This is a genomic window from Nitratireductor sp. WH36-1, assembly GCF_058725515.1.
Window position 1 is genome coordinate 1,709,659 of the sequence record NZ_CM178970.1, and the last position, 24,464, is coordinate 1,734,122.

Sequence of the window (24,464 nt, forward strand, 5' to 3'; positions counted from 1 at the left end):
GGAACCCTGAGCGCATTCGCGGAATTTCCCTTTCGGATGCAAGACGAAAGGAGATGCCGATGCCAGCAAAGTCAAAGGCTCAGCAAAAAGCCGCCGGGGCTGCCTTGTCTGCGAGGCGTGGTGACACGCCGAAATCGGATCTGAAGGGCGCTTCGCTGGAGATGTTCGAGACGATGAGCGAGGCGGAACTCGAAGAACTGGCGGAAACCAGCCACGACGATCTGCCCGAGAAGAAGGACTGAGGCGCGCCAGCGCGCGCCTCATGGCCTCAGGGTCAGCCTGCGGCTGTGGCTGACTTGCCCGCATCGAGACGGCCGGAAATGAAACGCTCCAGCCGCTTTGCAGCCTCCCGCAGCGTTTCCTCATCCTGACACATGGAAATGCGGATATGGCCTTTTGCGGCGTCACCGAAGCTGGCGCCCGGCAGAACCGCCACATCTTCCGCGTTCAGGAAGTCCCAGGCGAACTTTTCGCAATCCTGCTCGATGGCCCGAATGTCGAGCATCACATACATGCCGCCTTCCGAACCGCGAACGACGACACCATTCATGCCGCGCACGGCATCGAGAAACGCCTCGCGCCGTTTCGTGTAGAGTTCGGCGATCTCAACCACACCGAAACCGTTCTCGGCGGCGGCGGTGGCCGCATGCGAGGTGAAGTCGGGCAGGCCATAAGTGGCGACGAGGTTGAGATTGGTCATCACCGCAATCATGTCGGCGGGGCCGGTCAGCCAGCCGACGCGCCAGCCGGTCATGCCGTGGCTCTTCGACAGTGAATTGATGACCAGCGTGCGCTCCTTCATGCCGGGCAGGGCGCGCGGCGAGACATGCTCCTTGTCGGACCGGATGGTCCAGTAGACTTCGTCGGACAGAAGCCAGATATCACGCTCGCGGCAGATTTCGGCAATGCGCTCAATCGTGGCGCGCGAATAGACCGCGCCCGTCGGATTGTTCGGCGAGTTGATGAGAATGGCGCGCGTGTCGGCCTCAAGCGCGGCCTCGATTTCCTCAAGGCTCGGCTCGAAATTGTTTTCCGCATGCGTCTCGATCTCGGTGAAACGGCCGCCTGCGGCCCGCACCGTGCCGGGATAGGTCGCGTAATAGGGCGACACGATCACCGCATGCGCGCCCGGATCGAGCACTGCCTGAAACGCTGCGTAAAGCGCACCCTGACCACCAATGGTGACCATGATCTCGTCGGCGCTGGTCTCGATACCGGTGCATTCTTCAGAGAGCTTGGCGAGTGCGGCGCGCAGTCGGGGCTGGCCCGGAAGCTGGGTATAATGGTGGTGACCACCGCGCACGGCTTCGACACAGGCCTCGACCGTTTCGGCCGGCGTGTCGAAATCATGGTCTCCGACCGAGAGCATGATGACCTTGTCGCCGGCCTGTTTGCGGGCCATGGCTGCGAAATGGATTTCCCAACCGTTTTTGCCGGAAGGAACGATGCCGGAAATGCGTGATGAAGGCTTTGGCATGGGTGAGGCTCTTGGCATTCGACTTGAAAAAGGAAGGCCCTTCGACTACGAGGACCGCGCACTGGCCGCTCTTTTAACAGAGTGGCAGTCATGAGAACAGCGCAACCAAATAGCGCACCCGGGGGCATGTGTTCCCAGAGCACCGGATCGAAAAGTGGAAACCGGTTTTCCGTTTATCGCGGCGCTCCATCAATGGTCTGGATCGGTTTTAGTACGTCCTGATGGACGCTCGAGGATCCGATCCTGAACGGGTTGCGGTATGGATGTGAGGGGCATCCGTCGGTTCGCACCGCATTTTTGCAGAAGGATGGCGGCATGTTGGCCCCTGAAAAGAAGAACGAACTGTCTGTTTCGGAAATCGTCGACGAGGCGATGCTGTCGCGCCGCTCCGTGCGCGCGTTTTTACCCCAGCCGGTCGATGACGACACGATCCGGGATATTCTGCGTGTTGCCGCACGCGCGCCTTCGGGCACGAACATGCAGCCCTGGAAGGTCTATGTCGTTTCTGGCGAGCGCAAGCAGGAACTGTCGGATGCGATCCTCTCTTCGGGCGTCCGCCCCGAGAAGATCGAGTGGGACGAGTACAAATACTACCCCGACAAATTCTTCGAGCCCTATCTGACCCGCCGCCGCGCCGTTGGCTTTGCGCTCTACAGCCTTCTGGGCATCGGGCGGCGCGAAGTGGACCGGATGCGCGCCCAGCATGACCGCAACTTTACCTTTTTCGACGCGCCGGTCGGGCTGATCTTCACCATCGACCGCCGCCTCAACAAGGGCTCGTGGATCGATCTTGGCATGTTCGTGCAGTCGGTGATGATCGCCGCGCGCGGTCGTGATCTGCACACCTGCCCGCAGGCGGCTTTCGCGCCCTATCACAAGCAGATCCGCCCGATCCTCGACATTCCGGATGAGGAAATCGTGGTTTGCGGCATGGCGCTTGGCTATGAAGACGCTTCTGCACCGGAAAACGGCCTGCGCAGCGAGCGCGAGCCGCTTGAGGAATTCGTTTCCTTCGTGCGCTAGGGGCCTGACTCTAGATCATGTTTTTCCACCTACGGCCCTTGCTTACGAATTTGTAATTCCCCGGCAAGGTTGCCGTAATGTGGGATCGGTCAATTTCACCTCGTTCCCTGCCGCGCCTCCCAAGCGGCGCCCCTTTACGAGGATGAAGACATGAAAAACAAGATCCTGTTGTCGGCTCTGGCTCTCAGCCTGGTTGCCGGTTCCGCCGCCATCGCCCAGGAAGCTGCGCAGAATGGTCAGGGCAACCCCCAGGCTGCCGGGCAGCAGATGAAGGGCGGCAAGCAGATGCGCGGTTTCGCCCGCTTTGATGCCGATGGCGATGGTGTCATCACCGCTGAAGAGTTCACCAGCATTCAGCTTGATCGCCTCAAGGCTGCCGATGCCAATGGCGACGGCACGCTCTCCGATGCCGAACTGCAGGATCTCGCAACCCAGCGCATGGCAGAGCGCCGCGCCAAGCGCGCCGCACAGCATCTCGATGCGGATGGCGACGGCAAGGTGACCATCGCCGAGATCGAAAGCCAGCACGCCAAGCGTTTTGCGCTGATGGACGCCAACAATGACGGTCAGCTCGACCAGCGCGAGATGCGCCGTGGCGGTCGTCAGATGGCGGCGGAGCATGGCAAGCGCGGTGGTGGTGAACGCGGCGAAGGTCGCGGGAAGATGGAGCGCAAGCACGACCACAGGGGTGGTGAGCACAAAGGCGGTGGCAAGGGCGAAATGCGCCGCGGCGCAGCTCCCTCTGACAATGGCTGACAATATGTAAGTAGCTACAAAGGCATCGGTGGGGAAGTGCTGGGTCACTTCCCCGGCGGTGGGGCCGGTTCGCTTCGCGTTTCTGCGAACCGGTGAATAGGTCCGGTGTCGCCGCGCCGGACCTATTTGATTGTGTAACCCACATCTTCTGCGGCCCGGCGCAGCGTGTTTGCGAAGGACCGTGCAAAAGAGCGCAAGACGTAGAGTTCGAAGCGTTTTTCGCCCCGGCGCTGGATCTGAACGGCGATCTCATGATGCGCCGTCGCGCATCCCGAATGGACGGGGAAGGCCGCACTTGCGAAATCGAGCGCGAACAGCTTGGCCAGTACCCATTCCGCTTTCGGCCCTTCAAGGCCAAGCACCGTTCTCCCATGCGAAAGGTCGGTCACCGTGCCGATCGTGTCCGGCACCGCGCTTTCCAGCTGTCCCGCAAGCGTCTCGCGCGGGCCGCTCACCAGAAACCGGCCGGGGCCGATGTTGAAGGCGCAAACGCCTTCGCGATTGGCCGCACCATTGCCCGAACCTGCCGATAGCCTGAGATTGCAGGCGCTTGCCAGCGCTTCGCAAAGCGCCTTCTCCTGGCCCGGCCAGGCTGTCGCCTCGACAATGCCCGCCCTGTCGATTTCAAGGATCGTGACTTCCGCCCCATTGGCGAAATCACCATAGGAGCCGGGGCGAAAATCGCTGCCCAGCGGTGATGCGCGCTCAACCATGCATGCGCTCCCCATCCGGATCGAAGAAATGGTGGCTGACGATTTCCACCTGTCCGAAGCGCTTGCGCAGCGGATCGGACAGGAAGGCCCGTGTGCCGTGTCGTGTCTTGCCGCCCTTGACCAGCGCCAGGCCGATGTATTTTTCGAGCGCCGGCGAATAGCAGTATCCGGTCACATGGCCGATGCTTTCGCCCGGTTCGTCGCGGTTCCCGCTTTCCACCAGATGCGCGCCGCCGCCAAGCGGCTGACCGTCGAGCGAGACGACGCCCACAAGCCGCAGCCTGTTCCTGTCGATCAGGGCAGGGCGGTCCATCAGGCCCGAACCGATGAAGGGCTTCTTCTTCGACAGCATCCCGTCGAGATAGAGATCGCGCGCCGTGGTGCGGCCGTCGATTTCCGCGCCCGTCACATGGCCCTTCTCGATGCGCAGCGCGCCGAGCGCTTCCATGCCATAGGGCGTGATGCCGAAGGGTTCGCCGGCTTCCAGCAGCGCTTCCCAGACATGAACGCCATGGCCGGCCCCGCAATAGACCTCATAGGCAAGCTCGCCGGAAAAGGAGAGGCGGCAGATCATGACGGGCGCGCCGTCGATCTCGCCATGCACGATGCCCATGAAGGGGAGCGTTTCATTGTCGACAGCCGTTCCCGTCACGCAGCGTTCGAGAACCGCGCGGGCCTTCGGACCGGCAATCGCAGCCCCCGCCCACTGGTCGGTGACGGAGGTGAGATGCACCTTCAGGTCCGGCCACAGAATGTCGAGGCAATATTCCAGATGCTGCATCACCGGGCCTGCATTGGCGGTGGTGGTGGTCATCAGGAAATCGGTTTCGCCAAGCCGCCAGGTGGTGCCGTCATCGAAGACCAGCCCGTCTTCGCGCAGCATCAGCCCATAGCGCGCTTTGCCCACTTTCAGCGTGGAGAAGGTGTTGGTGTAGACCCGGTCGAGGAATGTGGCGGCATCCGGTCCCTTCACGGCAATCTTGCCGAGCGTCGACACATCGACAAGGCCGACCGAACGGCGCACCGCCGACGCCTCGCGGATATAGGCCTGCTCCACCGTCTCGCCCGCACCGGCATAGGCGAGGGGGCGATGCCAAAGGCCCGCCTGCGTCATCTCTGCGCCATGCTCTTCATGCCAGTCGTGCAGGGGCGTTAGCCGCTCCGGCTTCAGATCGCCATAACGCTCTGCCGCCAGCGCGCCGATGGCGACCGGCGAAAAGGGCGGGCGGAACCGCGTTGTGCCAGCCTGCGGAATCTCGATGCCGCGCGCGGCGGCCATGATGGCCAGCCCCGGCACATTCGAGGTCTTGCCCTGATCGGTCGCCATGCCGAGCGTCGTATAGCGCTTCAGGTGCTCGACGCTGACGAAGCCCTCACGGTGCGCAAGCCGCACATCATCGGCGGTCACATCGTGCTGGAAGTCGACGAACGCCTTGCCCTTGCCCCGGATTTCCAGAACCGGGGCGGGGGTGAGATCAAGTGCTGACGGAGCCGTTTCCGGCAGTTTGGCCCGCGAAGGGCGCTTGTCGGCGCTTTTTAACCCCGCATTGCGGCCACTCGCCAAGGCTTCCGCCGACCCCGTTTCGCCGAGAAACGCGCCTGCGCCAATCCAGCGCTGCGTCGGTTCAGGCGGCAGAAACGCCTGTTTTTCGGCATCCCAGACAGGCTTCCCGCCAGCCTGGCTCGCCAGATGGATGACCGGCTGCCAGCCGCCGGAAACCGCGAGACTGTCGCAGTCTATCGGCCTTGCCTCGCCGGAGAGCCTGCCCGTAGCAGCGTCGAATGCCTGCACCACAGCGCCTGAAAGCGCCTTGCCACCCTTGGTTCCGACAATGGCGTGACCGGTCAGCGGTACCACGCCGGCCTCGGTCGCAAGCGCGGTCGCTTCATCGCCGATCTGCTTGCGCACATCCACGATGGCCGCCACATGCCCGCCGGCGCGTCTGATGGCGGCTGCTGCCTGATAGGCGCTGTCATTGTTGGTGAAAAGAACCGTCTTTTCGCCCGGCAAGACGCCGAACTCACCCGCATAGCGGCGCACCGCGCCCGCCAGCATCACGCCGGGACAGTCATTTCCGGGAAAGACGATGGGGCGCTCAAGCGCACCCGTCGCAAGCACGACCGTGCCGGCGCGGATCGTCCAGTGGCGCTGGCGGGGATGCCCCTTCGGCGTGCGCGCCACATGATCGTTGACGCGCTCGAGCGCTGCCAGCGTGTTGCCGTCATAATAGCCCCAGACCGCCGTGCGTGTGAGAAGGCGCACATTGTCGAGCCCGGCGAGCCGCGCGGTGATATCCGCTGCCCATGCATCAGCCGGTTTTGCGTCGATGGTTTCGCCCGACCAGCGTGCAAAGCCGCCGGTCTGCTTCTCCTGTTCGGCGAGGATCACGCGCTTGCCGGCCTTTGCGGCTGCCTCCGCCGCCATCAGGCCCGCAATGCCGCCGCCCACCACGAGCACGTCGCAAAAGGCGTTCATGTGCTCATAGCGCGAGGGATCAGCTTCGTAATCGGCGCGGCCGAGGCCGGCGGCCCGGCGAATGACATGCTCGCACATCATCCAGAAGCGCGTGCCCTTCAGTGGTCCGACCACCGGCCCCATGAAGGTCTTGTAGTAGAAGCCAGCGCCCAAAAGCCGGCCGCCGAGCTGGTTGAGCGCCCCGAAATCCCAGGCGAGTGAAGGGAAGCGGTTCTGGCTTTCCGCCCTGAGCCCGTCATGCAGTTCGATCTGCGTGGCGGGAATGTTCGGCTCGCGCACGCCTTCGCGCAGAATGGTCACGAGTGCGTTCGGCTCGTCCACCCCGGCGCTGAAGACGCCGCGCGGACGGTGATATTTGAACGAGCGGCCCACCAGTGAAACGCCGTTGGCGAGAAGCGCGGAGGCCAGCGTGTCGCCGGCATGGCCGGTATGGGCCTCGCCATCGAAGGTGAAGCGGATGGTGCGGGTGCGGTCGATCGATCCGCCGGCGGATGTGCGGCGCGGGCTCATGCGGCGTCTCCGCTTTTGGCGTTGCCGCGAACGGGAGCGACCGCGTGGATTTCATGGGTCAGCGTGTCCCGCTCCACCACCAGATGCGCGCGGCACCCTCCGGTATGCTGCCAGTATTCCCGATGGCGTCCGGCCGGATTGGGCCGGTTATAGACATAGTCGAGCCACGCCTGCGTGTCGGTCGAGGCGGGATCGGGCCGGGTGCGCGTCGCGTCGCCCTGATAGGAGAATTCGGCGAGGTCGCGGGGGCCGCAATGCGGGCAGTCGATCAGCATGGCGGTTCCCTCAATGCAGTTTCGGGGTCGGGCCCTGGCCCGCTTCGTTGATCACCGCGCCGCGCTCGAAGCGGCTCAGCGTGAACGGCGCGTTGATGGCGTGAGGCTCGTCCTTGGCGATGGTCCAGGCAAAGGAATAGCCCGAAGCCGGCGTCGCCTTGAAGCCGCCATAGCACCAGCCGCAATTCAGATAGAGGCCGGGCAGGGGCCCTTTCGTGATGATCGGCGAGCCATCCATCGACATGTCCATGATGCCGCCCCAGGAGCGCAGGAGGCGAAGCCGCGCGACCGATGGGAACATGGCGCAGATTTCGCTCATCACGTCTTCCGCAACGGGCAGGTTTCCGCGCTGGGCGTAGGAATTGTAGAAATCCAGACTGCCGCCGAACACCAGGCCGCCCTTGTCCGATTGCGAGACATAGAGATGGCCGGCCCCGAAGGTCACGACGCAGTTCACGAACGGCTTTATGGCTTCGGACACGAAAGCCTGTAGAACATGGCTTTCGATGGGAAACGTGTCGACGCCGGCGCGCTTCAGCACCTGGCCCGTGCTGCCGGCCACCGCCATCGCCACCTTCTTCGCGCGGATATCGCCGCGTGTGGTGGTGACACCGGTGATCCGGTCGCCGTCGCGCAGGAAACCCGTCACTTCGCAATTTTCGATCATGTCGACGCCGCGCCGGTCGGCGGCGCGCGCATACCCCCAGGCGACCGCATCATGACGAGCGGTGCCGGCGCGCGGCTGCAACAGGCCACCGGCGATGGGGAAGCGCGCCGAACCGGAAACGTCGAGCCCCGGCACCCTGCGCGAAATCTCCTGCGGCGTCAGCCATTCGGCGTCCACGCCGTCATGGCGCATGGCGTTGCCCCGGCGGATGTAATCATCCGCCTGGCCCGGGCTGTGGGCAAGGTTCAAAACGCCGCGCTGCGAGAACATCACATTGTAGTTGAGCTCGTGGGAGAGGTTCTCCCAGAGCTTCATCGAATGTTCGTAGAAGCGAATGGATTCGGGCAGCAGATAGTTGGAGCGCACGATGGTCGTGTTGCGGCCGATATTGCCCGAACCGAGCCAGCCCTTCTCCAGAACGGCCACATTCGTGATGCCATGCATGGCGGCGAGATAATAGGCCGTCGCCAGACCGTGCCCGCCACCACCGATGATGATGACATCATAATTCGGTTTGGGATCGGGCTTGCGCCAGGCCGGTTTCCAGTCACGATTGCCTGAAAGGGCATTCTTCAGAAGCGAAAGTGCTGAATATTCCGCCATGCGCCGCCATTCTTTTGCCAGAACGAAGTCTAGGTTCAGGACTAAACCTATAGGACACCCCGGCCGATGGTGGCAAATAAGGCGTATGTCTTTTCACAGGCTTGCCTTTCATTGCCATGCAGACGCTGGCAATGCTTGCTGCTGACGCATGCCTCGGGCAATGTCGGCGCACCAAAATCGCCCCCTGAACGATCCTGATTCTTTGAGAAGACTGACAGAAATGTTGTTGAAGCTCCGCACCCTGCCAGCTTTCCTGTGCCTTGTTTTCCTGCTCGCTTTCGGTTCGCTTGCCGCAGCGCAGGACACGGAGAGCTTTCTGGAAGGCCAGCGCGAGATGCTTTCGGGCATCGAAAACAGCGTCGCTGGGCTGGAGACGGAGATCGGCCACCAGTCGACCGACGATGCCGAGCTCGTCGACATTCGCGTCGAACTGGAGAGGCTGGGGCGTGAGGTGTTCGACGCCAGCCTGGCGTTCCGCCCCCGGCTTTCGGAAATCAACACGCGCCTCGAGCAACTGGGCGAGCCGCGCAAGGAAGGCGAGCCGCCCGAACCGGAAGAGGTAACGCGCGAGCGCACGCGCCTTCTTGATGAAAAGGCGAGCTTCAACGTCCTGATCGGCGATGCGGAGCGCCTTTCGGTGCGCATCAAGACGGTGATCGAAGAGATCGCGGAACTGCGCCGCGATCTGTTCACCCGCACCCTGTCGCGCCGCTACGACATTTCGGCGGCGGTCAGCACCGATGTTCTGGGCGAGTTCACGCAGGAACTGGGCCGCGTCTACACACGCGTGTCCGCCTGGCTCAGCTTCACGGTCAAATACCGCCTGAAGCCGCTGCTTCTGGCGACGGCGCTTGCCTCCATTGCTGCACTTGCCCTCTTGTTCGGTGGACGCCGCCTCTTTGACGACTTTGTCGAACCGGACCGCAGTGAGCAGAACCCCACCTATCTCAGCCGTCTGGCGACAGCGCTCTTCTCGACGCTGATCCCGTCGGTTTCCTATGGCACGTTCCTCGTGCTCAGCTATCTTTTTCTGGATTATTTCAACCTGCTGCGCAGTGACATCGCGCCGCTTCTCTGGTCGCTCTTCTCGGTCATCATACTGGTCTATTTTGTCTACCGGCTGGCGCGCGCAATCCTTGCGCCACGGCGTCCCAACTGGCGCCTTTTGCCGGTGCGGTCCCAGGCGGCGCAGTGGCTTCTCGTTCTTGCGGTTGTCACGGCGGTTGCGACCGGTTTCGACCATTTCATGGACCAGGTCTATTCGGTGCTCAGCTCGCAGCTTTCGCTGACCGTCGCCACAAGTCTGGTTGCCACGGTTGTCGTCGGGCTTCTCATCATGGCCATTGGCGCAGTCCGGCCGCTTGAAGACGAAGAGGGCAAGCCCCGGCAGTGGCCGCTCAAATTCCGCTACCTTCTGTTCTTCATCGGCGCTGCGATCATCATCGCCGCACTGCTTGGCTATATCGGTTTCGCCCGCTTCCTGTCGCAACAGGTGGTCGTGACCGGCGCGATCATTGCGACCATGTATATCGGTTTCCTGACGGCCGGTGCGATCACTTCGGAAGGCGCGTTCGCGCATTCGTGGTTCGCCCGGCGTCTGGAACGTCACACGGCCTTTGACGAAACCGCGCTCGATCAGCTCGGCCTGATCTCGGGCATGATCATCAATGTCATCGTCGTTCTGATCGGTGTGCCGCTCATTCTTCTGCAATGGGGCTTCCGCTGGGCCGATCTAACGGCCTGGAGCTACCGGATTGCCGGCAACATTCAGATCGGCTCGCTCTCCTTCTCCATCATGGGCATTGTGACAGGCATTGTCGTTTTCGTTGTCGGCTACTTTGTCACCCGCTGGTTCCAGGGCTGGCTCGACGGCAAGGTGATGGCGCGCAGCCGTATGGATTCAGGCGTGCGCAACTCCATTCGCACCGGTGTTGGCTATGTGGGCCTCGTGATCGCCGGCCTGATCGGCGTTTCGGCAGCGGGCATCAATCTTTCCAATCTGGCGCTCGTTGCCGGTGCGCTTTCCCTGGGCATTGGTTTTGGCCTGCAGAACATCGTGTCGAACTTCGTTTCGGGCCTGATCCTTCTGGCCGAGCGGCCCTTCAAGGCCGGCGACTGGATCGTGGCTGGCGCAGTGTCCGGCACGGTGAAGAAGATTTCCGTGCGCGCCACCGAGATCGAGACGTTCCAGCGTCAGTCTGTGATCCTGCCGAACTCCGAGCTGATCAACGCGGCGGTCGGCAACTGGACGCATCGCAACAAGCTGGGCCGGATGGAAATCGCCGTGGGCGTGGCCTATGGATCGGATGTGCGGCGTGTGCACGAGATCCTTCTGGAAATCGCCAAATCGCATCCGATGGTTCTGAAAAACCCGGAACCTTTCGTGCTCTTCGCCGGGTTCGGTGACTCGTCGCTCGATTTCGAAATCCGCGTCTATCTCTCCGACATCCTGACGCAGCTCGAAGTGCAGAACGGCATCCGCTTCGCCATCGTCGATGCGTTCGAGGCCGAGGGCATCGAGATTCCGTTCCCGCAGCGCGACATTCATGTGCGCTCCGGTTTTCTGAAACCGGAAGAGCCGGAGCTGCCTGAAGACGGGGAAACGGACGATCTTGAAGAGGAAACGCCTGCAGAGCCCGGCGCGGAGAAGGTGGTGCGTCGCCGTCGCCGCCGCAAAACTGATCCAGAGTAATGTGCGGCATGAATGTGGCGTTCAGTTGCCGTTCACGTTGGAAGCTATATAACCGAACACAAGAACGCAGCTGGAAGGCTCTGACATTCAAGGGGCAGAGACACACTGATGAAGACAATGAAGAAATTCGTTTATGCAGCCGCAGCGCTGCTCGTCACCGGTGGCGCGGCTTTCGCGGCGAGCGCCGTCAATCTCGACAGTGAGGCCCACACGCTTGTCGTGACCGAGGGCGGCTCCCAGACGGAGCTGGTTGTCGGCGCGGGCGAAACCATCGAGTTTTGCGCTGCCGGGTGCTTCGTGACCATGCCGAATGGCGACCGCGAGGTTCTGAGCGGCTCGGAAACCATCGAGATTTCCGGCGGCAAGGGCCGCGTGCGCTAGGGCCAGGACCCAAGAATAGATCTCGAAATCTGTTCCCCATTTCACGGGAAAGCAAAGAAAGGCTGCGCCATTGCGCGGCCTTTTGTTTGTTTTGTTATGAGCCTGTTAAGCCTGAACGGCATTTTCCATCGCTTGACTTGCCCCTGCGTTAGCAAGTTCAGAATTCAGAAGTTCCTTTCACGTAAGGCCGTCTCCAGTACGGGTTTTGTCTGGGGGCTTTTATGGACGCGCGATCTGAACGCAATGCGGTGCCGCTGGCCGTCGATCTCGACGGCACACTGATTGCGACCGATCTTTTATGGGAGAGTCTTTTTCTTCTCCTGCGTCGCAAGCCCCTGTGCGTCTTTCTTCTGCCGTTCTGGCTTCTGGGAGGGAAGGCGCGGCTGAAATGCGAAATCGCCTCGCGCGTCGAACTTGATGCAGGCGGTCTTCCGTATCGGCAGGATCTTCTCGCCCGGCTTCGCGAAGACAGGGCCGCTGGCCGCCACATCGTTCTTGCCACGGCTTCGCCCAAGAAGTTCGCCGATGCGATTGCCGAGCATCTGGGCGTTTTCGATGAGGTGATCTCCACCGAACCCGGACGCAACATGGCCTCGGGAATGAAGCGCGATGCGCTGGTTGCGGCATTTGGCGATGGCGGTTTCGATTATGCCGGCAACAGCCGCGCCGATGTCGCTGTCTTTGATGCCGCGCGCAATGGCATCGTCGTTGCGCCGGATCGCGCCGCAGCGCGCTGGCAGGCGGCAAATGACGCCGAGCTTCTGGAAGCGCCCAGGCCGACCATCAAGACCTATGTGAAGATGCTCAGGGTGCACCAATGGCTGAAGAATAGCCTGATTTTCGTGCCGCTCATCCTGAGCCATGAATATCTGAACATGCCCCTGCTGACGCTGTGCGTTCTGGCCTTCATCTCGTTCAGCACCGCCGCATCGGCCATCTACATCCTGAACGACTTCTTCGACCTCGGTCTGGACAGGCGTCATCCCACCAAGCGCAACAGGCCCTTTGCGAGCGGCATGCTCTCGATTCCGTTCGGGTTTGCGGCGATGATCGGTCTTCTGGCGATCAGCGGTTTCACGGCGCTGTTCCTGCCGCCGCTCTTCGGCATTGTGCTTGTCGGCTATCTGATCGCCACCACCGCTTATTCCCTGTCGCTCAAGCGAATGCTTCTGATCGACGTGCTGACACTTGCCGGTCTCTATACGATGCGCATTCTTGCCGGCAGCGCGGCCACGACCATCGGCGTTTCCTTCTGGCTTCTGGCGTTCTCGGTCTTCTTCTTCCTCTCGCTGGCGCTGGTGAAGCGCTATGTGGAGCTGCGCTCAACCGTTCTGCCCGCAGGCGAGCGGATTGCCGGGCGTGGCTATCGCACCGAGGATCAGGAAGTGATCGCCCAGGCAGGCATGGCCTCGGCCTTCTCCTCCGCCATGGTTCTGGCGCTCTACATCGAGAGCAGCGCCGTACGTGAGCTCTACGAGATGCCCTGGCTGATCTGGCCGCTTTGCCCGATCGTGCTCTACATCACCATTCGCATGTGGATCCTGGCGCGGCGCGACGAGATGCATGACGATCCCATCGTCTTCATCATTGGCGACTGGCGCAGCCAGCTTTTCGGTCTGCTCGGCGCTGTCCTCCTCTTCACGGCGGGGCTCTGAGGCATGGCCGATTACTCTGCTTTCGGGCTGGTGCGCCGTCGAGCGCCTGTGGCGATTGGCGCTGAAGACGCCATTGAGCGCCTGCGCGCGGGCAGGGGGCTTCCGTCCTCCGTTCTGCCCTATGGCAATGGCCGCTCCTATGGCGATACCTGTCTGAACGATGCCGGCGCGCTGATCGACATGCGCCCCATGAACCGCATCGTCGCTTTCGATGAACAGAGCGGGCTTTTGACGGCGCAGGCCGGTCTCATGCTCTCGGATGTCATCGCCCATGTGGGGCCGAAGGGCTGGTTTCCGGCCGTCGTGCCGGGCACCCGGTTTGTCACGCTGGGCGGGGCCATCGCCAATGACGTGCACGGCAAGAACCACCACCGGCGCGGCACGTTTGGCTGCCACGTGGTGTCCTTCACGCTTCTGCGGTCCGATGGAGAGGTCCGCCGTTGCAGCGCCGATGAGAATGCAGAGCTTTTCCGCGCCACCATCGGCGGCATGGGGCTGACGGGCCTGATCCTCGACGCCACCATTCGCCTGATGAAGGTCGCCTCCGTCGATGTGAACGAATGCGTGCGCGGCTTCTCCGGTCTGGATGAATATTTCGATCTGGCTGAAGACGCCGACGCCCGGAACGAATATGCCGTTGCCTGGCTCGACCAGCTTGCGTCGGGTGCAAAGGCGGGCAGGGGCTTTTTGCTCACGGCCAATCACGCCGAAGATGGCGCGGTGTTTCGCGCCGCGTCCCCGCGCCGTCTCACCGTTCCCTTCCGGCCGCCGCTCAATCTTTTGAACCGCTGGTCGCTGACCCTGTTCAACCGGGCCTTTGCCTGGAGCAAGGCGCGCGCCGAAGGCGTTCGGCGCTCCTCTTACGAAAGCTACTTCTTTCCGCTTGACGCCGTGCGCCACTGGAACCGGCTCTATGGCCCGCGCGGTCTCCTGCAACATCAAAGCGTGGTGCCGTTCGAGGCCGCACGCGAAACCATCCCGGCAATGCTGGCGGCTGCGCGCGAGGCCGGTCAGGCGTCGTTCCTCACCGTTTTGAAGCGGTTTGGCGATGTCGCCTCGCCGGGTGTGCTTTCCTTCCCGCGGCCGGGCTACACGCTGACGCTCGATTTCTCCAATGCGGGCGCTGCCACGGATGCGCTTTTCGCGCGGCTTGACCGGATGACGGTCGAGGCGGGCGGCGCGGTCAATCCCTACAAGGATGCGCGCATGGGACCGGCACTTTTCGACGCCTCGTTCCCGCACTGGCGCGATCTGGAGGCGCTGCGCGACCCGGCTTTCCTTTCCGATTTCTGGCGGCGCACGGCGCAGAAGCTGCCGGCCAGCGAGGCGGGAGGCCGGCATGCCGCCGAATGACTTCTTTCAACCCGGCCAGACACCGGACACTCACGCAAAAGATGCAATTTATATCCAGCGCTTCACGCTTTGTTTGCAAGAAGGCGCTATGACAGGGACGGGCGGGACAAGATGAAATACATACCCTTCATACTCTTCACAGTGATGACCAACGCGGCTGCGCAGCTCATGCTGAAACACGGCATGATGACGCTGGGCGATCTGAGCTTTGCGGGTGCGAACCCGATCCTGAAAATTCTTCAGATCGTCTTCAGTCCGTGGATTTTTGCCGGCCTGTGTGTCTTCGTCATCTCCATGGCGTCGCATCTCTACGTGCTTTCCAAGGTCGAGCTGTCCTTCGCCTATCCGTTTCTGAGCCTTGCCTATGTGGCGGTGGCGGTGTTCGCCTACTTCCTCTTCAAGGAAGACCTGAACGCCTACCGCATCGCCGGCATCGCGCTGATCTGCGTCGGCACCGTGCTGATCGCGCAGAGCGGCCGCGAAATGCCTGAAGAACAGGCGGCGCTCGCAAAAGACAAACTTCAGTCCGAAAGGTCGATGATCCAATGAGACATATCATTTTTGGCGGTGACGGCTTCGTCGGCCGGCACCTGGCCCCCAAGCTCGTGGCCGATGGCGAAGAGGTCATCGTTGCCGACATCGTGAAGAGCGACCTGCCACACTACCGCCAGGTGGAGTTCGTCCATTGCGACGTCACCGATCCGGCTGCTGTCGAGGCGCTGGGCATGAAGGCCGACGACATGGTCTACAACCTGTCGGCCAAGATGCTGTCGCCGATCCAGGTGCGCGCCAAGCGGCACGACTTCTTCTACCCGGTGAACTATCACGGCACGGTCAACATCATCGAGGCGATGGACAAGGCGGGGGCAAAAAACCTCGTTCACTTCACCACCGACATGATCTACGGCCACACCGTCACCTATCCGATGACGGAGGATCATCCCGTTTCGCCGCTTGGCGAATACGGCCAGTCCAAGCTCGACACGGAAGTGCTGGCAGCCGAGTGGCGCAAGCGCGGCATGAACATTTCGCTGTTCCGCCCGCGTCTCATCATCGGGCCGGGACGTCTGGGCATTCTCGAAAAGCTGTTCAAGCTGATCGACATGAACCTGCCGGTGCCGATGATTGGCGCAGGCAAAAACCCCTATCAGTTCATCTCCGTGTTCGACTGCGCGGAAGCCGCGCGTCTTGCGTGGAAGGCCGGCGTGCCGAACGAGGCCTACAATCTCGGCTCGATCAACCCGCCGCCGGTGCGCAAGCTGCTTGGCGATCTGGTGAAGCATGCGGGCTCGAAATCCCTGCTTCTGCCCACGCCGGGCTGGGCCGTGAAGCGCACGCTCGACATGCTCGACTGGATGAACATGCCGCTCATGGACCCGGAGCAGTATCTGATCGCCGACGAGATGTGCGTGCTCGACGTCTCCAAGGGCGAGCGCGACCTGAACTGGGTGCCGCAATACAATGACGGCGACATGCTGATCGCCGCCTATGACGAATATCGCGCCAAGAAATCTGGCCAGGCCGTTGGCGCCAGCCAGGTTCCGGCCGAATAGGGGAGGTCGCCATGACCGTCGTGACAAAGACCGATACGAAAGGGGCAAGGCCCGTGATGGACGCACCTGACCTTGCACCCAGGGCAATCGTGAAGCCCGATCTTCTCACCGTGGAGGACGCCAAGGCTCTGAGCGTCGAGCGGATGACCGATCTGTTCAAGGCGCATCTGAACCCCGGCCAGCTTCACTTCATGAAGCTTCTGGGCTTCCACAAGATCAAGATCGAGAGTGCGGAGGGGATGTATTACATCGACCAGAACGGTCGAAAAATCCTCGATTTCTTCGGCGGCTTCGGTTCGCTGGCCTTCGGCCACAACCATCCGCGCATTCTCGAAGCCCGCAAAAAATTTCAGGACGAGAAGCGCCACGAGATCGCCATCGCCTTCATGTCGCAGTATTCGACGGCGCTGGCTGCCAATCTCGCAGCCTGTTCGCCGGGCGACCTCGACATGGTGTTCCTCGGCTCCTCGGGTTCCGAGGCCATGGAATCGGCCGTGAAGCTTGCCGAGCGCGCCGCCGGTCCCAAGCGTCCGAAGGTCGTCTATGCGGAGAACTCCTTCCACGGCAAGACCAAGGGCGTTCTCACCATCACCGATGGCAATCTCTACCGCGCCGAGTTCCGCCTGACGGACAACACGGTGCGTGTGCCCTTTGGCGATATCGACGCCATCGAACACGCCTTCCGCACCGATCCCGAGATCGGCGCAATCGTGCTTGAAACCGTTCAGGGCGGCGGCGGTATCAACGAGGCCCCGCGCGAATTCTGGCAGAAGCTGCGCCAGCTCTGCGATCAGTATGGCGTCATCTGGGTGGCGGATGAGGTTCAGTGCGGCTACGGGCGCACCGGCCGTTTCTATGCCTTCGAGCATTACGACGTGGTGCCGGACATCACCGCGCTCGCCAAGTCGCTGGGTGCGGGCAAGGCCGCCATGGCCGCGATGATCGCCAAGCGCGACATCTACATGAAGGCCTATGGCTCTCCGAAAAATGCGATGATCCACGCCATGGCCACCTTTGGCGGCATCGGCGAGGCCTGCGCCACGGCCATCGAGGGCACCAATGTGCTTTATGACGAAGCGCTGATGGAGAACGCCGAAAGCACCGGCGCCTATCTGGTCGAGCGCCTCAACGCGCTGAAGGACAAATATCCGCGCATCATCAAGGACATTCGCGGCCGTGGCTGCATGGTCGGACTCGAGTTCCACGATTTCTCGCAGACCCTGCCGGCGGTTCTGCGCCCGGTGGTCGGCGTTTTGGACGAGAAGCTCAAGGGCTCGCTGTCGGGCTTTGTGGGCGCGCTTCTCCTGCGCGATTACGATGTTCTGGTCGCCTTCACCGAATACAACCGCAATGTCATCCGTCTCCTGCCGCCGCTCATCATGCGGAAGGAGCACGTGGACAAGCTGGTGGATTCGCTCGACGCGCTGCTCGGTCGCGGTGTCGTTTCCATCGTGAAGGATTTCGTCAAAAGCCAGGTGAAGTAAGGTCCGGCTTCTGACAGGATGATTCAGGGCTGCCTCTCAAGGCTCTGAAAAGTTTAGGAAACAGCGCCTCTCGCGCGACAACTGGCCGGGCTTGTCCCGGCCTTCTTTTTGTTTGCAATGCCGCAGGCCCCTCATCCGCCTGCCGGCACCTTCTCCCCGCCTGCGGGGAGAAGGTGCCGGCAGGCGGATGAGGGGCGTGCGCCAGCGCTCAAACCCGGCAGTGAGACGTTGCAGAAGCGCGGCGGTTGGGAGGGCAGCGCCAGGCGCCCCCGCCCTTCGACAAGTTCAGGATGAGGATTACCGGGCTTGCGGTGTGGTTCATTCCGAACCGTTTTATTTACGGGCGTCATCAACTCAACAGCCCTCATCCTGAGCTTGTCGAAGGGCGGGGGCGCTTGGCACTGAACAACAGCAACGCTTCCTTCTCCCCGCGAGCGGGGAGAAGGTGCCGGCAGGCGGATGAGGGGCGTGCGCCGGCGCTCAAACCCGGCAGTGAGACGTTGCAGAAGTGCGGCGGTTGGGAGGGCAGCGCCAGGCGCACCCGTCCTTCGACAAGCTCAGGATGAGGACTACCGGGCTTGTGGTGTGGTTCATTCCGAACTGTTTTATTTACGGGCGTCATCAACTCAACAGCCCTCATCCTGAGCTTGTCGAAGGACGGGGGCGCTTGGCACCGAACAACAGCAACGCTTCCTTCTCCCCGTGAACGGGGAGAAGGTGCCGGTAGGCGGATGAGGGGCGTGCACCCAGCCTCGAAGAAAACTGCCGAGCCTATTCGATCCGGTCCGCCATAAGCGGGTTCAGATAGGCGTCGAAGCACTCATTGAGCGTGATCTGCTCATGGTCCTCGATGGCGGGCGCGTAGAGCGCCAGAAGATCCGCATTCGCGGTCGTCAGCGGGCAGGTGGGGTGCAGAATGAGATCGGCCTCACGCACCGCCTCCAGCGCCTCGGCGTCCGGTGGGGGCACGGTTCGGGTCGGGTCCGCGCCGATGGAGACGTGCCGTGGCGCTTCCCTGTCCATCAGCCAGGGGAAGGGGTTCACGAAATTGAGGTTCATGACCGTGTCGAAGGTGACGCCCTGTTCCGCCTCCAGTTCGCGGATCGCGGTGATGGCCTCGTCGATGGCCATCAGATGCGCGATCTGGAAATCGAATTCGGAGTAGAACACATAGGAGGGCAGTTCCTGAATGCGGATGAAGTCCGCATAGGTCTCGCGATGCTTCGCGTAAAAGCCCATCATCTTCTCCGCCCGTGCGAGGATTTCCGGACGCATGTTGAGGCGGCCAAGCGTCTTCAGGTTTTCGCTTGGCATCGTCACGTTCTTGATCGCGCCGACATAGGTGCGTGCGGCCCGCTCGGCGGTGTTCACCAGCGGCGGAAGTGCTGCAGCGGCGGCAAGCAGGCCGGCGGCGATGAAGGCGCTGCGCGGTGCATCGCTCTGCCAGAGCCGCATCAGGACCGGCAGAAGCACCGGCCAGATGAAGATCAGCGCCTGGCTGCCGGTGTTCTGCGTCTCGAAGAAGATGCCAGCAAAAAGCACCACCATGATCCAGAAAGCGTCATGATCGAGGAAGCGCGCAATGGCCTGAAGGCGTGGCTTGCTGCGCAGGGTTTCTGTGAGTGTCGCGCGGTCCCGGTAGAGCATGAACAGCGCCAGAAGCCCCGCCGGCACCACGATGCCGAATGTGTGCGATGCCGCTTGCAGGAAGCGGGGCAGGAGGCTGCCCTCGTTCATCACCACGAGCGCCAGAATATCGTTGATATAGGCGAGGGTGATCCCGTTCCACAGTTGCAGAACGCCCAGAATGGCGAAGAAGATCAGCGCCGAGGCGATGGCCGTGCGTAGCTGCACGCGCCCTGCCGCAAAGGCGAAGGCGCACAGAATGCCGCCTGAGGCAAAGCCGGTGATCTTGGTCAGGAACAGCGCCGTCATGCCTGCCACGATGGAGATGAGCAGCAGGCGCTGGTCGCGCAGATAAACGAGCGCCACCGTCAGCACATAGAGAAGCTGGCAGATCTGCCGGTTGTAGACGGCGAATCCGTCCGAACCCGGAAACGGATAGAACTCGCGTGTGTTGAAGGGCAGAACGGCAAAGGCGAGGAAGGGCAGGAGCAGCGCCAGAGAAACACCGCGTGACGTCCTGTCGACCTGCCACAGCGCCAGCGCCATCAGCGGTGCGGTCACAACGAAGAGCGACCAGTGCACCAGAAGCAGAGGCTGGGCGTTCGAGAAGAGTTTTACACCGCCGGCGAACAGATAATAGCCGAGTGGTCCCACGGGGGCGAAGAAATCGGTTGCCGGAACCTGCCCGGAAAAGATCCGGTTGGCCGCATCGAAATAGATGAAGAGATCCCAGTACATCGGCCCGATGGGCACGTTGAGCGGCAGCATCAAAACGACTGCCATGGCGATGGCCGTCATGCCGAGGATGGCGATCGGACTTGTCAGGCGCATGCGCTGCCCTGCCGCCGTGCCGCGTTTCACTGCCGTTGCCATGTCGTGCCCCCGGGGTGCCTTCTGCCTGTCGTCGCGTCGTTTCTACAGAAGAGGTGGTCAGAAGAAGTTAATCAGGCAGTCTGATTGGCGCTTTTGCTTAATGGCGCGCGCCGTTTCGGCAATGTCGCATTCAGGCAAAGAGGCAAAGACTTTGGCGGACTAGGATCGGTCAGGGTCAAGGTGTCATCCAGCCTGCCTGCGCGGTTGGCCGGAGTGCGATCGAGGGAGTGAGAGACCATGAAGACGAAGGCGCGGGCGGTTGTCATCGGCGGTGGCGTGGTGGGCGTGTCCACGCTCTATCATCTTGCCAAAAAGGGCTGGTCGGATGTCGTTCTGGTCGAGCGCAAGGAGCTCACTTCCGGTTCCACCTGGCATGCCGCCGGCCTGCTTCCGCTGTTCAATATGAGCTATTCGGTCGGCCAGATTCACAAATACTCGGTGAAATTCTATCAGGAGCTTCAGGAGGAAACCGGCATGAATGTCGGTTTCACCCAATGCTCCAACATTCGTCTGGCGCGCACGAAGGATCGCTGGGACGAGTACATGTACTATGCCGGCATTGCCGAAACCATCGGCATTCCGGTCAACATCCTGACGCCCGAACAGGTGAAGGAGATCTGGCCGCTTTGTGAGACCGACGGGCTCCTTGGCGCGATCCAGCATCCCGACGATGGCTATATCCAGCCTGCCGATCTGACGCAGGCGCTCGCCAAGGGCGCGCGGGATCTCGGAGCAACCATCTATCGCAACACCGCCGTCACGGCGATTGCGCAGGGCGATGACGGGGCATGGACCGTGACCACCGACAAGGGCGAGATTGCCTGCGAACACGTTATCTCCTGCACCGGCAATTTTGCCCGCAGGACCGGGGCCATGGTCGGGCTCGACGTGCCGGTGATCCCGGTCGAGCACCAGTACATCGTCACCGAGCCGCATCCGGCCATTGTCGCGCGCAAGAAGGAAGGCCTGCCGGAAATGGGCGTCCTGCGCGAGAGTGATTCCTCCTGGTACATGCGCGAGGAGAATGGCGGCCTCCTGCTTGGGCCTTACGAGGTCGGCGCGCCCTGCTGCTATGTGGACGGCCCGACCGACGACAGCGAATACGAGCTGTTTCAGGAAGATCTGGAACGCCTCATGCCCTATGTGGAAACGGCGATCGAGCGTGTTCCCGCCTTCGGCGAGGTGGGCATCAAGAAGATCTACAATGGCGCCATCGCCTACACGCCCGACGGCTCCCCCATCATCGGCCCCGCGCCGGGGCTCAAGAATTTCTGGCTGAATGAGGGCCATTCCTTCGGCGTCACGGCGGCTGGCGGTGCAGGCTGGCAGCTTGCCGAATGGATCGTCGAGGGCGAACCCTCCATCGACATGATGGGCGTCGACCCGCGCCGTTTCGGCCCCTACGCCACCGAGGGCTATCTGCGCGAGAAAAACGAGGAGGCCTATGCCAATGTCTTCACCGTTCACTATCCCGACGAGGAGCGTTCGGCGGCGCGCCCGCTGAAGACCACGCCGAGCTATGACCGGATGAAGGCGCTGGGGGCCGTGTTCGGTTCCGTCTATGGCTGGGAGCGGCCCAACTGGTTCGCGCCCGAGGGCTATGAAGTGCCCGAAAACGACCTTGGCGTCGGTGCGGATGTGCTTCTCAAGCACAATCATGCGCCGGCGCTTGAAGATGGCCGCGTGGTGGAGAAATGGTCCTTCCGCCGCTCCAACTATTTCGAGCATGTCGGCAGTGAAGTGAAGAGTGTTCACGAGAATGTCGGCCTGCTCGATATGTCGGCCTTCGCCAAGATCGAGGTTTCGGGATCGGGCGCAAGGGCCTGGCTCGACAGTATTTTTGCCAATCGTATTCCAAAGAAGCGTGGCCGTGTGGCGCTCTGCCATCTCTTGACGAAGAATGGCGGCGTGCGGTCCGAGTTCACCGTTTATGAGTGGAAGCCCGGCCGTTTCTATCTGGTCTCCGCCGGCGCTTACGAGGCGCATGACCACGACGTGCTGTTCAAGCTTCTGCCTGACGATGGCTCGGTCGTCCTGCAACCCATCACGCAGCAATATGGCGTCTTCGTTCTTGCCGGTCCGAAAAGCCGCGATGTTCTGGCAAAGCTCACCCGCACCGGGCTTTCCAATGCGGACTTCCCGTGGCTTTCGGGAAAGCCGGTCTCCATTGGCCGGGCGAGCGCCCATGCGCTGCGCGTGAACTTCGTCGGCGAGCTGGGCTGGGAGCTGCACCATCCCATCGAGCAGCAGAACCTTATCTTCGATCTCATCATGGAGGCCGGTGCAGCGTTCGGCATTCGCCCCTTTGGCATCCGCGCCATGACCTCCATGGCCATCGAGAAGAGCTACCGGCTGATCCCGCGCGAACTCTCCATCGAATACACGGCGTGGGAAAGCGGGCTCGACCGTTTCGTCCACCCGGACAAGGGCGCATTCATTGGCCGTGAGGCTCTGCTCAAGCAGCGCGATGCGGGGCTTGGCTGGAACTATGTCACGCTGGAAATCGGCGGCGTGCGCGATGCCGATGCGCGCGGCAATGAGGCGATCTACAGGGCCGGTGAACTGGTGGGCCGCGCCACCCATGGCGGCTATGGCTGGCGTGTGGGAAAAAGCCTGGCGCTCGCCATGGTGCGCCCTGAGCATGCGGCCGAGGGCACGGAACTGGAGATCAAAATCCTCGGTGATCTGCATCCCGCCCGGGTGATCAGCGAAAGTCCGTTCGACCCGGAGAATGCAGCCTTGCGAACCGATGGTTGAATAAAGTCGGAAGAAAGCGCGCCTTGAGCGCGCTTTTTTTTATCCAGCGATCCGGAGCATTGGATGGAAAAGTGGAATCCGGTTTTCGGTTACACGGATGCTCCTTCAATGATGTAGATCATTCCTTGTGCGTCCAAATGGACGCACGGCGATCCAGCCGAGTTGTTAGGCGACTACGCCCAATTGCCTGATTTTTGATGCCCTGTGCATGGTTTAAACTGGGGCATGTCCATTTCGTCAAAGCCCCGGCGCTTCACGAATGGCGGTTTTCTGGCCGCTCTCCTGGCGCTCTCTTGTGCTCTTCTTGCGGGCAACCGGCCCGCAGATGCGCAGGAGGCCGTCGATGTCCAGCTCGTCCTCGCCGTGGATGTCTCCCTTTCCATGTCGGCGGGCGAGCTGGAGATCCAGCGGCGCGGCTATGCCGAGGCCATGACCCATGAAGACGTCATCAAGGCCATTTTGAGCGGCCTGCACGGCAAGATCGCGGTCACCTATTTCGAATGGGCGGGCAACTACTCGCAGCGGGTTGTCGTGCCCTGGACCCGCATCGCTTCCGTCGAAGACGCGGCCGGCTTCGCTGCCCGTCTCTCGTCCAATCCGCCGGGCAGCGCGCGGCGCACCTCGATTTCAGGTGCGCTCGATTTCGCCGGCGATCTTCTGGCCGAAAGCGGTTTTCGCAGCCTGCGGCGCGTGGTCGATATTTCCGGCGACGGCCCCAACAATCAGGGCGGCCCGGTCGTTCCGGCCCGCGACCGGCTGGTGGCGCTCGGCATAACCATCAATGGTCTGCCGCTCATGACCAATGGCGGGCTCACCACCCGTTTCGATGTCGAGGATCTGGACGCCTATTACCGCGAATGCGTGATTGGCGGGCCGGGTGCTTTTGTGGTGCCGGTCAATGAATGGGCGCAGTTTCCAGAGGCGATCAGGCGAAAGCTGGTTCTGGAGCTGGCCGGCGCGTCCGGCGAGCGCCCACCGGTGATCCGCGCCCGCTATCACGACATCTATGACTGCCTGATCGGCGAAAAGATGTGGCAGGACCGCTCCTGGATGTGGACCGATCCGTGAGTCGATTCAGAGTCTTGCGGCGACCTCTTCCAGCTGTTCTGCACATTGGCCCCAGCCTTCGTGAAACCCCATCTTCTCATGCGCTGCGACGTCTTCGGCAGACCAGTGGAGGGCGCGGGCAATGTAGCGGGTCTTTCCTTCGCCCGCATCTTCAAGCGTCAGGATCATGGTCATGAAGGGTTTGGCCGCAGGCGTCCACGCATCGGTGTAGGCGTCGGTGGTTACGATCTTCTCGTTCTCCACCACCTCAAGAAAGACGCCGGGATTGGGATATTCGTTTCCCTCCGGATCGCGCATCACGATCAGCGATTTGCCACCCGGACGCACATCGAGCTCGGCCCTGGCAATGGTCCATGGTTTCGGCACGAACCATTGTTTCAGGATTTCCGGATCGGTCCAGGCGCGGAAGATCTTTTCGCGCGGCGCTGCGATGATGCGCGCCAGCACCAGTTCATGTTCGGTTTCGGGCTTTACGTCGATTGTCTCGGTCATCGCTGTGTCTCCTGCTTCTGATGTTCGAGA

Annotated in this window: 19 protein-coding genes; 12 read left to right on the forward strand and 7 right to left on the reverse strand. The window is 61.9% G+C overall.

Annotated elements, in window-relative coordinates:
* The first annotated feature begins 59 nt into the window (after positions 1–59).
* A complete protein-coding gene (locus AC4PTT_RS08140; RefSeq protein WP_206994218.1) occupies positions 60–242 on the forward strand; it encodes a DUF3008 family protein in 183 nt (60 codons plus the stop codon).
* Positions 243–274: 32 nt separating this feature from the next.
* Here AC4PTT_RS08140 and AC4PTT_RS08145 read toward each other — a convergent pair whose 3' ends face one another.
* Positions 275–1,477: a pyridoxal phosphate-dependent aminotransferase gene (locus AC4PTT_RS08145; protein WP_206543845.1), complete on the reverse strand. Its 1,203-nt coding sequence runs from the start codon at positions 1,475–1,477 to the stop codon at positions 275–277.
* 315 nt (positions 1,478–1,792) lie between these two features.
* Between AC4PTT_RS08145 and AC4PTT_RS08150 the strand changes: the two genes are divergently transcribed.
* Together AC4PTT_RS08150 and AC4PTT_RS08155 are read left to right on the forward strand one after the other, a co-directional pair.
* Positions 1,793–2,500, forward strand: coding sequence for a nitroreductase (locus tag AC4PTT_RS08150; RefSeq protein ID WP_206543844.1), 708 nt, complete (start codon positions 1,793–1,795; stop codon positions 2,498–2,500).
* A 150-nt stretch (positions 2,501–2,650) separates the two neighbouring features.
* Entirely contained in the window at positions 2,651–3,256 is a 606-nt protein-coding gene (locus AC4PTT_RS08155) for an EF-hand domain-containing protein (RefSeq protein WP_492162463.1), read from the forward strand.
* Positions 3,257–3,378: 122 nt separating this feature from the next.
* Here the strand turns inward: AC4PTT_RS08155 and AC4PTT_RS08160 are convergent, their stop codons facing one another.
* From AC4PTT_RS08160 to AC4PTT_RS08175, 4 genes are read right to left on the reverse strand one after another with little or no spacing between them, the layout of a single operon-like run.
* On the reverse strand, positions 3,379–3,969 hold the full coding sequence (locus AC4PTT_RS08160) for a sarcosine oxidase subunit gamma (protein ID WP_492162464.1): 591 nt from the start codon (positions 3,967–3,969) through the stop codon (positions 3,379–3,381).
* Positions 3,962–6,955, reverse strand: a complete 2,994-nt coding sequence (locus AC4PTT_RS08165) for a sarcosine oxidase subunit alpha family protein (protein ID WP_492162465.1) — start codon at positions 6,953–6,955, stop codon at positions 3,962–3,964. Before AC4PTT_RS08165 ends, AC4PTT_RS08160 begins: the two co-directional genes overlap by 8 nt.
* Positions 6,952–7,230 carry a sarcosine oxidase subunit delta gene (locus AC4PTT_RS08170; RefSeq protein ID WP_206543840.1) on the reverse strand — a complete coding sequence of 93 codons (279 nt, stop codon included), beginning with the start codon at positions 7,228–7,230 and terminating at the stop codon, positions 6,952–6,954. The genes AC4PTT_RS08165 and AC4PTT_RS08170 overlap by 4 nt, the downstream gene beginning before the upstream one ends.
* A 10-nt stretch (positions 7,231–7,240) precedes the next feature.
* On the reverse strand, positions 7,241–8,500 hold the full coding sequence (locus AC4PTT_RS08175; RefSeq protein ID WP_113155574.1) for a sarcosine oxidase subunit beta family protein: 1,260 nt from the start codon (positions 8,498–8,500) through the stop codon (positions 7,241–7,243).
* Positions 8,501–8,720: 220 nt separating this feature from the next.
* Here AC4PTT_RS08175 and AC4PTT_RS08180 point away from each other — a divergent pair, with 220 nt between their 5' ends.
* The 7 genes from AC4PTT_RS08180 (at position 8,721) to AC4PTT_RS08210 (ending at position 17,618) form a co-directional block, all read left to right on the forward strand.
* Positions 8,721–11,192 (forward strand): mechanosensitive ion channel domain-containing protein, encoded by a 2,472-nt coding sequence (locus tag AC4PTT_RS08180; RefSeq protein WP_206548821.1) that lies wholly within the window; start codon positions 8,721–8,723, stop codon positions 11,190–11,192.
* Positions 11,193–11,309: 117 nt separating this feature from the next.
* Entirely contained in the window at positions 11,310–11,573 is a 264-nt protein-coding gene (locus AC4PTT_RS08185) for a hypothetical protein (RefSeq protein ID WP_162742385.1), read from the forward strand.
* Positions 11,574–11,794: 221 nt separating this feature from the next.
* A complete protein-coding gene (locus tag AC4PTT_RS08190; protein WP_113155571.1) occupies positions 11,795–13,228 on the forward strand; it encodes a UbiA family prenyltransferase in 1,434 nt (477 codons plus the stop codon).
* Positions 13,229–13,231: 3 nt separating this feature from the next.
* The gene (locus AC4PTT_RS08195) at positions 13,232–14,581 is read left to right on the forward strand and encodes an FAD-binding oxidoreductase (RefSeq protein ID WP_475084685.1); all 1,350 of its coding nucleotides are present in this window, start codon (positions 13,232–13,234) and stop codon (positions 14,579–14,581) included.
* Positions 14,582–14,692: 111 nt separating this feature from the next.
* Positions 14,693–15,130 (forward strand): EamA family transporter, encoded by a 438-nt coding sequence (locus AC4PTT_RS08200; RefSeq protein WP_090326855.1) that lies wholly within the window; start codon positions 14,693–14,695, stop codon positions 15,128–15,130.
* On the forward strand, positions 15,127–16,134 hold the full coding sequence (locus tag AC4PTT_RS08205; protein ID WP_206548824.1) for an NAD-dependent epimerase/dehydratase family protein: 1,008 nt from the start codon (positions 15,127–15,129) through the stop codon (positions 16,132–16,134). The genes AC4PTT_RS08200 and AC4PTT_RS08205 overlap by 4 nt, the downstream gene beginning before the upstream one ends.
* 56 nt (positions 16,135–16,190) lie before the next feature.
* Positions 16,191–17,618, forward strand: a complete 1,428-nt coding sequence (locus AC4PTT_RS08210) for an aspartate aminotransferase family protein (protein ID WP_224924648.1) — start codon at positions 16,191–16,193, stop codon at positions 17,616–17,618.
* A 771-nt stretch (positions 17,619–18,389) separates the two neighbouring features.
* Here the strand turns inward: AC4PTT_RS08210 and AC4PTT_RS08215 are convergent.
* Positions 18,390–20,117, reverse strand: a complete 1,728-nt coding sequence (locus AC4PTT_RS08215) for a hypothetical protein (protein ID WP_492162466.1) — start codon at positions 20,115–20,117, stop codon at positions 18,390–18,392.
* A gap of 237 nt (positions 20,118–20,354) precedes the next feature.
* Here AC4PTT_RS08215 and AC4PTT_RS08220 point away from each other — a divergent pair, with 237 nt between their 5' ends.
* Positions 20,355–22,874 carry a GcvT family protein gene (locus AC4PTT_RS08220; protein WP_492162467.1) on the forward strand — a complete coding sequence of 840 codons (2,520 nt, stop codon included), beginning with the start codon at positions 20,355–20,357 and terminating at the stop codon, positions 22,872–22,874.
* A gap of 225 nt (positions 22,875–23,099) precedes the next feature.
* Positions 23,100–23,942, forward strand: a complete 843-nt coding sequence (locus AC4PTT_RS08225) for a DUF1194 domain-containing protein (RefSeq protein ID WP_492162468.1) — start codon at positions 23,100–23,102, stop codon at positions 23,940–23,942.
* Between the two features lie 6 nt (positions 23,943–23,948).
* Here AC4PTT_RS08225 and AC4PTT_RS08230 read toward each other — a convergent pair whose 3' ends face one another.
* On the reverse strand, positions 23,949–24,434 hold the full coding sequence (locus AC4PTT_RS08230) for an SRPBCC family protein (RefSeq protein ID WP_113155564.1): 486 nt from the start codon (positions 24,432–24,434) through the stop codon (positions 23,949–23,951).
* Positions 24,435–24,464 lie beyond the last annotated feature (30 nt).

What these genes read in the sequence shown, in the direction of transcription:
- AC4PTT_RS08140 (WP_206994218.1), top strand. Translation starts at nt 60, where the DNA reads ATGCCAGCAAAGTCAAAGGCTCAGCAAAAAGCCGCCGGGGCTGCCTTG.
- AC4PTT_RS08145 (WP_206543845.1), bottom strand. Translation starts at nt 1,477, where the DNA reads ATGCCAAAGCCTTCATCACGCATTTCCGGCATCGTTCCTTCCGGCAAA.
- AC4PTT_RS08150 (WP_206543844.1), top strand. Translation starts at nt 1,793, where the DNA reads ATGTTGGCCCCTGAAAAGAAGAACGAACTGTCTGTTTCGGAAATCGTC.
- AC4PTT_RS08155 (WP_492162463.1), top strand. Translation starts at nt 2,651, where the DNA reads ATGAAAAACAAGATCCTGTTGTCGGCTCTGGCTCTCAGCCTGGTTGCC.
- AC4PTT_RS08160 (WP_492162464.1), bottom strand. Translation starts at nt 3,969, where the DNA reads ATGGTTGAGCGCGCATCACCGCTGGGCAGCGATTTTCGCCCCGGCTCC.
- AC4PTT_RS08165 (WP_492162465.1), bottom strand. Translation starts at nt 6,955, where the DNA reads ATGAGCCCGCGCCGCACATCCGCCGGCGGATCGATCGACCGCACCCGC.
- AC4PTT_RS08170 (WP_206543840.1), bottom strand. Translation starts at nt 7,230, where the DNA reads ATGCTGATCGACTGCCCGCATTGCGGCCCCCGCGACCTCGCCGAATTC.
- AC4PTT_RS08175 (WP_113155574.1), bottom strand. Translation starts at nt 8,500, where the DNA reads ATGGCGGAATATTCAGCACTTTCGCTTCTGAAGAATGCCCTTTCAGGC.
- AC4PTT_RS08180 (WP_206548821.1), top strand. Translation starts at nt 8,721, where the DNA reads ATGTTGTTGAAGCTCCGCACCCTGCCAGCTTTCCTGTGCCTTGTTTTC.
- AC4PTT_RS08185 (WP_162742385.1), top strand. Translation starts at nt 11,310, where the DNA reads ATGAAGAAATTCGTTTATGCAGCCGCAGCGCTGCTCGTCACCGGTGGC.
- AC4PTT_RS08190 (WP_113155571.1), top strand. Translation starts at nt 11,795, where the DNA reads ATGGACGCGCGATCTGAACGCAATGCGGTGCCGCTGGCCGTCGATCTC.
- AC4PTT_RS08195 (WP_475084685.1), top strand. Translation starts at nt 13,232, where the DNA reads ATGGCCGATTACTCTGCTTTCGGGCTGGTGCGCCGTCGAGCGCCTGTG.
- AC4PTT_RS08200 (WP_090326855.1), top strand. Translation starts at nt 14,693, where the DNA reads ATGAAATACATACCCTTCATACTCTTCACAGTGATGACCAACGCGGCT.
- AC4PTT_RS08205 (WP_206548824.1), top strand. Translation starts at nt 15,127, where the DNA reads ATGAGACATATCATTTTTGGCGGTGACGGCTTCGTCGGCCGGCACCTG.
- AC4PTT_RS08210 (WP_224924648.1), top strand. Translation starts at nt 16,191, where the DNA reads ATGGACGCACCTGACCTTGCACCCAGGGCAATCGTGAAGCCCGATCTT.
- AC4PTT_RS08215 (WP_492162466.1), bottom strand. Translation starts at nt 20,117, where the DNA reads ATGGCAACGGCAGTGAAACGCGGCACGGCGGCAGGGCAGCGCATGCGC.
- AC4PTT_RS08220 (WP_492162467.1), top strand. Translation starts at nt 20,355, where the DNA reads ATGAAGACGAAGGCGCGGGCGGTTGTCATCGGCGGTGGCGTGGTGGGC.
- AC4PTT_RS08225 (WP_492162468.1), top strand. Translation starts at nt 23,100, where the DNA reads ATGTCCATTTCGTCAAAGCCCCGGCGCTTCACGAATGGCGGTTTTCTG.
- AC4PTT_RS08230 (WP_113155564.1), bottom strand. Translation starts at nt 24,434, where the DNA reads ATGACCGAGACAATCGACGTAAAGCCCGAAACCGAACATGAACTGGTG.